Origin of the sequence: Prosthecobacter sp., from assembly GCF_049294395.1 — a bacterium.
Lineage (GTDB): Bacteria > Verrucomicrobiota > Verrucomicrobiia > Verrucomicrobiales > Verrucomicrobiaceae > Prosthecobacter.
In genome coordinates this window covers 1-2,317 of the sequence record NZ_JBAQCR010000059.1, presented here as the reverse complement: position 1 = coordinate 2,317, position 2,317 = coordinate 1, and the positions used below count along the sequence as shown (strand labels likewise).

Annotated in this window: 1 protein-coding gene; it reads left to right on the top strand. The window is 63.6% G+C overall.

Features of this window, described 5'->3' with window-relative positions; translation table 11 throughout:
* Positions 1–1,735 (top strand): prenyltransferase/squalene oxidase repeat-containing protein (locus tag WAW39_RS04155; RefSeq protein ID WP_422316078.1); only part of this gene is annotated, 1,735 nt, incomplete at its 5' end.
* Positions 1,736–2,317: the final 582 nt, after the last annotated feature.

The following is a 2,317-nucleotide window of genomic DNA, read 5'->3' as shown; positions in this document are numbered from 1 at the left end:
GGCCATGCCCGTGCCTGCCGCCGTGGCTCCTTCCATGCCTTCCCCCTCCGGTGCTCCCGTGATGCCCGCACCGAGCGTGGCCGTGCCCGTGGCAGCCGCTGCTCCGACCGACGACGCCGATGAAGCCGATGAAGCCGCCGCCGTCATTCCCGAGCACGTCGAAGGCCAGGTGTATCACCCGCCAGCCCTCACCCACATCGAAGTGGGCAAGCCGCCAAACAAGTTCGTGCAGCTCTGGCTCAAAGCAGGCGCCAGCTCCCTCCTCCTCAGCATCCTCATCCACGCCGGTCTCGGCGTCCTCGCCCTCTTCATCGTCTTCCAGAGCGGCGTCATGGACAAGCAGGTGGACTTCCTTCCCGGCGGCGGCACCGCGCAGGGTGCCAAGGCCAGCGCCGATCTGCAGCACAAGGTTCAGCAGAAGAAGCGCTCCTCCATCAACAAGACCATGCCCATGAAAAAGCTGGTCAGCGCCAGCACCAATTCAGCCATCACCCTCCCAGAAGCCCCGCCCGACTCCCTCGACATGCCCGACGTCAGCGCCATGATGGGCGGCGGCGCCCTCGGCGGCGCAGGCGGTTTCGGCATGGGCGGAGCCGGTGGCGGCTTTGGCAAAGGCCAGGGACTCGGAGCCGCAGGCGGCTTCGTCACCCTGCCACCCTCCATGCGCAGCCGCTGCTCCACGCAGGAACGTCTTGAGAAGCTCCGTCAAAACGGCGGCTCACCCGAGTGTGAGGCCGCCGTCAGCGCCTCCCTCGAATGGCTCAAGACCAAGCAAAACCCCGACGGCTCCTGGGGCAAAAACAGCAAGTGCGCCTTCACCGGCCTCGCACTCCTGTGCTACCTCGGCCGCTGCGAGACGCCCGAGTCCCCCTTCTACGGCGACAACGTCACCAAAGGCATCATGTTCCTCATCGAGGCCCAGAAGAAGAACAAAAACAAACTCTTCAGCCAGGCGGAAAAAGGCAACGCCCCCGTCTACGAGCACGGCATCGCCACCTACGCCCTCGGCGAAATGTACACCCTCGCCCGCCTCGGCAGCAAGAGCCTCCCCGGCATGCGCGAAGCCTTCGAGGCAGGCGTCAAGATCATCATCGACAATCAGCAGGACAGCGGCAGCTGGGTCTACGACACTGAAACCGGTTTCTACGCCGGCAAAAAAAGCCGCGAAGACCTCTCCGTCGCCGGCTGGCAGTTCCAGGCCCTCAAGGCCGCCAAAAATTCCGGCCTCAAGATTGATGGACTCCACAGCTCCATCACCAAGATGACCAAATACCTCGAAGACAAGCAGACCAAGGACGGCGGCTTCGGCACCGCCAATCGCGACGCCCACTACAATCAGTGGAGCCTCTCCGGCGTCGGCATCCTCGGCCTCCAGACCATGGCCAAAGGCAAGACCACCCCCATCAAAAAGGGCATCAAATTCCTCACCGACTTCATCACCGCCGAGCCCCTCGACTGGAACAAAAACTGCAACCTCTACTGCTGGTACTACTACACTCAGGCCTTCTTCCAGCAGGGTGGCGAAGACTGGAAGTTCTACAATCAGCAGTTCCTCCCCCAGATCCTCAGCGCCCAGCAGGCCGACGGCTCCTTCAAGCGCGGCCGCCCCAACTGGCCCGCCGGAGACGCCGCCGACGAAATCTACCGCCAGTGCCTCTGCACCCTCCAGCTCGAAGTCTACTACCGCTACCTCAAAGTCGGCGACCGCGAAGAAGCCAACTTCTTCGAAAAGTAACCACGCGCCCCCCCCAAGAGTACGATGGGCATTGCCTCACGGCGTTCGCCCTCCGGGCAGCCTGCGGCTGGCCATCTCCGCTGCGCTACGGTTCCTGCCCGTCGACCAGCGCCACCAGGGAGACAAGTTCCCAAGCCTTCCCATTCAGACTGCAGTCGCGCAGCGAGGCACAGCCTGTCCTCCGTAGCTCGTAGAGCGAAGGAGGAAGCGCAGCCTGCCCTTCGTAGCTTCAGCGAAGAATGGGCCACCGCCTTCATCGGACACACGCGCCCACGCATACCAGAAAATACCCGAATGCGGCAGCACCCCCTGGTCTCCGCTAGTAGCCCCCAAGCACCGCATTCCCCAGCGCCTTGGAGCGCGGACTTCCAGTCCGCAGCACTCCGCAAACACACCCACCTCCGCACGTCTCGTCAGCTTCTCAGCCCCCAGCGAGCCCTCCCCATTTGGACTGCGGTCGCGAAGTGAGGCACGAACGCAGCTACCGCTTTCGACGGACACACACGTCCATGCATACCAGAAACTACCCGACTGCGGCAGCCCCCAGTCTCCGCTAGCCCCCAAACACCCAGCCCACTCCAG